This is a genomic window from Aeromonas sp. QDB56 (assembly GCF_027705505.1).
In the GTDB taxonomy this organism is placed as follows: Bacteria; Pseudomonadota; Gammaproteobacteria; order Enterobacterales; family Aeromonadaceae; genus Aeromonas; species Aeromonas caviae.
This window is the reverse complement of record NZ_JAPDBZ010000177.1, coordinates 1-6,690: the sequence shown is the minus strand read 5'-3', so window position 1 is coordinate 6,690 and position 6,690 is coordinate 1. Positions and strand designations below refer to the sequence as shown.

4 protein-coding genes are annotated in these 6,690 nt (G+C 61.5%); all 4 read right to left on the bottom strand.

Features of this window, described 5'->3' with window-relative positions; genetic code table 11:
* Window positions 1–237 precede the first annotated feature (237 nt).
* The 4 genes from guaA to OKB81_RS18630 all read right to left on the bottom strand — a co-directional run bounded on the left by guaA (window position 238) and on the right by OKB81_RS18630 (window position 6,521).
* Window positions 238–1,827 (bottom strand): glutamine-hydrolyzing GMP synthase, encoded by a 1,590-nt coding sequence (guaA, locus tag OKB81_RS18645; protein ID WP_270666243.1) that lies wholly within the window; start codon window positions 1,825–1,827, stop codon window positions 238–240.
* A gap of 84 nt (window positions 1,828–1,911) precedes the next feature.
* The gene (gene guaB / locus OKB81_RS18640) at window positions 1,912–3,375 is read right to left on the bottom strand and encodes an IMP dehydrogenase (protein ID WP_270666245.1); all 1,464 of its coding nucleotides are present in this window, start codon (window positions 3,373–3,375) and stop codon (window positions 1,912–1,914) included.
* Between the two features lie 264 nt (window positions 3,376–3,639).
* A complete protein-coding gene (locus OKB81_RS18635) occupies window positions 3,640–4,275 on the bottom strand; it encodes a YitT family protein (RefSeq protein WP_010674548.1) in 636 nt (211 codons plus the stop codon).
* A 797-nt stretch (window positions 4,276–5,072) separates the two neighbouring features.
* Window positions 5,073–6,521: an alpha-amylase family glycosyl hydrolase gene (locus OKB81_RS18630; protein WP_232048251.1), complete on the bottom strand. Its 1,449-nt coding sequence runs from the start codon at window positions 6,519–6,521 to the stop codon at window positions 5,073–5,075.
* Window positions 6,522–6,690 lie beyond the last annotated feature (169 nt).

Genomic DNA, 6,690 nt, shown 5'->3' with positions numbered 1-6,690 from the left:
TAGCGACTAATCAGATCGCACAAACTGGACTGAGTTCCCTTCCTCCGGTGATCTACTATTCGGAACAGCTATTTAGCGTGAGATCCATAACTCCCCATGCCATATATGACAGTGGCAGGGAGGTGAGAAAGCGGCTAGAGAACGGAAAAGTGAGGCGCAAACGATTGGAAAAAGAAAAGGCGCCTCAAGGGCGCCTTTTTGACAGTTTTGCGTTATCGGCAGGAAAGCGTTAGCCGCTTATTCCCATTCGATGGTTGCGGGCGGCTTGCCGGAGACGTCGTACACCACGCGGGAGATGCCGTTGATCTCGTTGATAATGCGGTTCGACACGTGGCCGAGGAAGTCGTACGGCAGGTGAGCCCAGTGGGCGGTCATAAAGTCGATGGTCTCGACGGCGCGCAGGGCAATGACCCAGTCGTACTTGCGGCCATCGCCCATGACGCCAACGGAGCGCACCGGCAGGAAGACGGCGAACGCCTGGCTGACCTGGTTGTAGAGGTCGGCCTTGCGCAGCTCTTCGATGAAGATGGCGTCAGCCTTGCGCAGCAGGTCGCAGTACTCTTTCTTCACTTCGCCAAGCACACGCACGCCCAGGCCAGGACCCGGGAAGGGGTGACGGTAGAGCATGTCGTAGGGCAGGCCGAGTTCGAGGCCGACACGGCGCACTTCGTCCTTGAACAGCTCGCGCAGCGGCTCCACCAGACCCATCTTCATCTCTTCCGGCAGGCCGCCGACGTTGTGGTGGGACTTGATCACGTGAGCCTTGCCGGTCTTGCTGGCAGCGGATTCGATGACGTCCGGGTAGATGGTGCCCTGGGCCAGCCACTTGGCGTTCTTGAGCTTCTTGGACTCGTCGTCGAACACTTCGACGAAGACGCGGCCGATGGTCTTGCGTTTGGCTTCCGGCTCGTCAATGCCCGCGAGGGCGGAGAGGAAGCGCTCTTCGGCGTCGACCTTGATAATGTTCAGGCCGAAGTGATCGCCGAACATGTCCATCACCTGCTGGCCTTCGTTCAGGCGCAGCAGGCCGTTGTCGACGAAGACGCAGGTCAGGCGATCGCCGATGGCGCGGTGCACCAGTATGGCGACCACGGAGGAGTCCACGCCGCCGGAGAGGCCCAGGATCACCTCGTCGTCACCCACCTGCTCGCGGATGCGGGCAACGGCGTCGTCGATGATGGTGGCCGGGGTCCAGAGGCATTCGCAGCCGCAGATGTCCTTGACGAAGTGTTCCAGCATACGGGCACCCTGACGGGTGTGGGTCACTTCCGGGTGGAACTGCACGCCGTAGAAGCGCTTGGCCTCGTCGGCCATGGCGGCATGGGGGCAGGTGGCGGTCTGGGCGATGGTGGTGAAGCCGGCGGGGATCTCGGTGACCTTGTCGCCGTGGCTCATCCAGACATCCAGCAGGGCATTGCCGTTGTCGGCAATGGCGTCTTCGATGTTGCGCAAGAGGGCGCTGGTCTTGCCGGACTGGCCCAGCACTTCGACCTGGGCGTAGCCGAATTCACGCAGGTTGGAGGACTGCACCTTGCCGCCGAGCTGCTCGGACATGGTCTGCATGCCGTAGCAGATACCGAACACCGGCACACCGGCGTTGAACACGTACTCGGGGGCGCGCGGGCTGCCCGCCTCGGTCACGGATTCCGGGCCGCCGGAGAGGATGATGCCGCTCGGGTTGAACTCGCGGATCTGCTCTTCGGTTACATCCCAGGCCCACAGCTCGCAGTAGACGCCGATTTCACGGACGCGACGGGCGATGAGCTGGGTGTACTGGGAACCGAAATCCAGGATAAGGATACGGTGGGCGTGAATGTCTTTAGTCATTTTATTCCTGCATCAGGCTGATGTTGTCACAAAAAGCACGGGATAAAAAAAGGGTGGAAAAACGGGGCGCAGAGCCCCGTTTCATCAGCCCATCCGGTAGTTGGGGGCTTCTTTGGTAATGGTCACGTCGTGAACGTGGGACTCTTTCATCCCGGCGCCCGAGATGCGCACGAACTCGGCCTTGGTGCGCATGTCGTCGATGGTCGCGCTGCCGGTCAGACCCATGGAGGAGCGCAGGCCGCCCATCTGCTGGTGGATGATCTCTTTGAGGCGGCCCTTGTACGGCACGCGCCCTTCGATCCCTTCCGGCACCAGCTTGTCGGCGGCGTTGTCGGTCTGGAAGTAACGGTCGCTGGAACCCTTGGACATGGCACCCAGAGAGCCCATGCCGCGGTAGGACTTGAAGGAGCGGCCCTGATAGAGCTCGATCTCGCCCGGCGCCTCTTCGGTACCGGCAAACATGGAGCCCACCATGACGCAGCTTGCGCCTGCGGCGATGGCCTTGGCCACGTCGCCGGAGAAGCGGATGCCGCCATCGGCAATCACCGGCACGCCGGTGCCTTCCAGGGCGTCGACGGCGTCGGAGATGGCGGTGATCTGGGGCACGCCCACGCCGGTCACGATACGGGTAGTACAGATGGAGCCCGGGCCGATACCGACCTTGACGGCGTTGACACCCGCTTCCACCAGCGCCTTGGCGCCAGCGGCGGTGGCGACGTTGCCGCCGATGATTTGCAGGTCAGGATAGACTTCACGGGTCGCCTTGATGCGATCCAGCACGCCCTGGGAGTGGCCGTGGGAGGAGTCAATCAGCAGCACGTCCACACCGGCTTCCACCAGGGCGGCGACGCGCTCTTCGTTGCCGGCACCGGCACCGACGGCGGCACCGACCCGCAGACGGCCACGCTCGTCTTTACAGGCGTTGGGCTTGCGCTCGGCTTTCTGGAAGTCCTTCACGGTGATCATGCCCTTGAGCTTGAAGTCGCCGTTGACCACCAGCACCTTCTCGATGCGATGTTTTTGCATCAGGGCCACCACCTCTTCACGAGGGGCCCCTTCACGCACGGTCACCAGACGATCTTTCTGGGTCATGATCTGTTCGACGGTCTGGGAGAGATCGATGACAAAGCGCACGTCACGGCCGGTGATGATGCCCACCAGCTGGTTGCCGTCAGTCACCACGGGGTAACCGGCGAAACCGTTCTTGTGGCTCAGCTCCTTGATCTGGGCGATGGTCATGTCAGGGCGCACGGTAACGGGGTCGCTGACCACGCCGCTCTCGTACTTCTTGACCTTGCGCACTTCGGCAGCCTGCTGCTCGATGGACATGTTCTTGTGAATGAAGCCGATACCGCCTTCCTGGGCCAGTGCGATAGCCAGACGGGCTTCGGTCACTGTGTCCATGGCAGCGGAGATCATCGGGATATTCAGCGTGATCGCAGACGTGAGCTTGGTACGCAGGTCGGCGGTATTGGGGAGAACAGTGGAGTGGGCTGGAACCAACAGTACATCGTCGAAGGTCAGCGCTTCTTTGGCAATCCTGAGCATGGCAATATCTCACCGTTGAGGAGTGGGGGTGTAAAATATTGCCGACAAATTTTACTCATGCATTGGGCAGTGGTAAAGAAGTTTTTTGAATTTTTTATGGCGTAGCCCGATTTAACGCCACCAACAGGGCAAAAAACCAATAAATTCAGCCGTAACCATGCCGTTTTTCCCGACAAGATGATCTTTTTTGCCGTTGAGCCCCTTTCTGCCGCCAGTCTCCCGGAACGGCCTTTTTTCCCTATCAGCCGTCAGCCAGACCGGGGTTCAGTTCCCCTGATAGCGGCCCGGCTTGTGCCAGTTCATCAGCATGGCGTTCATGGCCAGCGCACTCAGGGTTGACCAGAGCAGCAGGGGAAGCGGCAGGGTGAGCAGAGAGAGCGCAAACACCAGCACATCCAGCACCATCTGGCTCTTTCCCGCATTGATGCCGGTGCGCCGTTGCAGCCAGAGCGTCACCACGCCGGTGCCCCCCACGGAGGCATTGTGGCGCGCCAGAGACAAGACCCCCATGCCGAGGAAGGTTCCCCCCACCAGGGCGGCAAACAGGGGATGGACATAGCTCACCGTTAGCAGCAGCGGCACCGCCTGGGTGGCCGCCGAGAGGGCGACGTTGACGATCAGCGTCTTGAGGGTGAAGGCGCGCCCCATGGTGACGTAGCAGAACACCATGAAGGGCAGGTTCACCAGGAAGAAGAGCACGCCGATGGGCAGGGTGCTGACATGGGCGATCAGCAGGGCGATGCCCGCGATGCCACCGGTGATCATGCCGGAACACTTGAGCAGATTGAGCCCCACGGCGATAAACATGACCCCGAGCACCATGCCGTAGACATCGTCCTTGAGGGTATGGGCCAGCCCCCTGCCCGCAGCCGCTGGCTGCATGGTCATTTCACCTTCCATATGACTCCTTAGATCCGATGTGATGGTGGCATCCGTTGCCCGACAACCAGGCCGCGTTGGGGCTGATGGCGGCGGCCCGTTCACCTTGCCGTCCCCACCCCCCAATCTTGCGTCCCCCGCCCCCTTATGTCGCCATCGTGGGGATGACAAGGCACAGCAAAAAGAGCGCCAATCAAAACAAGAGTCCGCGATACCATAAATAATCGGATTTAAATTCTGATAAATGCGCAATGTGCAGATCGAATGCACCACTTCAGTGATCGGCCATCACAGTGGCGCAGCATGTTTACCCGAGTCACCGAGAAAGGCCTCGTGGTATCCCCTTCACAGCCCGTTTTTTCGGCAGATCATGTCGATACGATGCCGCTTTTCAGCATGGATGATGCCTGTCATGGGGTAAGCCCGAGGGCCATACGGCGTGTTTCTTCGGGGCGGGCTCCAGGGGCGGATGTGGATGGAGCGCACCAATAAAGTGCAATTGCACCAATATAGATCAACCGAGTGGCACAGTTTGCCTTGCACCGCGGCGCAAAGGCGACATGGGCACCGCTTTGCTCACTGCCACGAGCACTGCAATATGCAGAGCATGAAGTGACTCGAGCGGCGGATGCACTACTTCCCTTCCCTCTAGCCCCCTTCCCATGAGCGTGCTGGTCGCGAGTCCACAGGCCTGCCCATCCACCAGCCCCCCCAGCCAGAGTCCCATCAGGATGGGGCATCCATTCAGGCATAGGCAGAAGGCAGAATAAAAAAGTCGGCCCGAAGGCCGACTCGCTGCTCCCTGTGACAGGGCTTCCTTACTTGAGGTATTTGCCGTCAGCACCGACCTTGCCCGGGCCGTTCAGTACCCAGACCCGCGCCGAATAGGCGGGCACCGCAAAGCTCAGGCTGCCGTTGCTGACGCTCTGGCTCGCACCGGTTACCGCGTCCGTGTAGGTGCCGTTCTTCAGGCCACTCAGGTTTATCTGCTGGGCCGAGTTGGCCGCAAGGCCCACGGCGGCGTAGCTCCCTTGGGCGCTCAGATCACGCACGAAGCTGATGCCGCTCCCCCACTCGTTCACCTGGCTCATGGGCGCCTTTTGCAGGGCGGGCACCGCCTTGCGGATCTGGTTCAGGCGCTTGATGTGCTGATAGAGCGGGTGGCTCGGGGTGGCGGGGTTGTCCAGCACCTCCCCGTAGTAGGCACGACCGGTCTGATCCACCGTCATGGTGGCCCCGTCGATGTCCTGGGGCTTGCCCGCCTGGAACATCACCTCCTCCCCGTAGTAGAGGGTCGGGATCCCCCGCGCCGTCCAGAGCAGGTTGTAGGTCATGGCCGCATTGCCCTCTTCCCCGCCGTAGCGGTACTTGAAGTCGTTGTCCGGCCCCACGTCGTGGTTCTGGAAGAAGGTGATGAGCTTGGTGGCATCCCCATAGACCCAGTCCATGGCGAAGATCCCCCCTACCCCGCCAAAGTTCCCCCGGGCGACGTTGTCACGGAAGGTGGAGAACAGTGAGAAGTCCAGCACCGAGAGGCCGGAATCGCCCCCTGCACGGGGATTGGCCGGGTTGGCCGTGGTGCGGGTATACCACCAGGGGCGGATCACCGCCGAGGCATTGTCGTTGGCCAGCTCAGAGCCCCATCCGGTGCCCTTGACCAGGTTTTCGCCAAAGACGAACAGCCCCGGCTTGTGGGCCTGCCAGTCGTGGACATAGGTCAGCAGTTCGTCCCGCTCGATGTGCTTCAAGGTATCGATACGGATGGCATCGACCCCCATGTCGAGGTACTGACGAATGGCGCCGTTGAGGTAGTCCTTGACGTTCTGGTTGCCGGTGGCCAAGTCGATGCAGTCCCCCGCCATGTGCTTGCGCTGCAGGGCAAGCGGGCTCTCCCAGTCACCGCCGGACATGAAACCGTCCAGGTGATACCAGGCGGGATCCAGGGTCTGGGCGTCGATGCCGAAGAAGCGGTTGGGGTTGTAGCCTGCGCTCGGCACGGTGGCGCCGGTCTTGGGATCTACCAGGGGCTGGGTGCCCGCCGGATCCGACTGGCAGCGGGCCTTGTACCAGTCGGGAGCCGCCGGGTTGTCGTCGTCACAGCGGTTGGCACTGGCGTAGTCCCCAAGATTGCCCTGATAGGGACCATTGTTGATGAGTCCCTGGCTCGACCCCGCCGGTACGTAGTATTTGACGGGCAGGCGATCGATCCAGGTCTTGCCGCGCAGGCCGTACTGGCTCGAGTGGTTGAGCACCACGTCCTGGATCACCTTGAGCCCCTTGGCGTGGGCCGCCTGGATGAACTCCCGGTAACCCGCCCCCGGCGACTCCAGACGGGGATCGACCCGGTAGAAGTCGTAGGCTTGACATCCTCCCCCACCTTAGCGCTTCGCGTCACAGGAGGGGGATCCCCATTACTGGGTGATAGCTGCTCGCGCA

Bases quoted from the DNA above. Each gene is read 5' to 3' on its own strand.
- guaA (WP_270666243.1), bottom strand. From the start codon at position 1,827: ATGACTAAAGACATTCACGCCCACCGTATCCTTATCCTGGATTTCGGT.
- guaB (WP_270666245.1), bottom strand. From the start codon at position 3,375: ATGCTCAGGATTGCCAAAGAAGCGCTGACCTTCGACGATGTACTGTTG.
- OKB81_RS18635 (WP_010674548.1), bottom strand. From the start codon at position 4,275: ATGGAAGGTGAAATGACCATGCAGCCAGCGGCTGCGGGCAGGGGGCTG.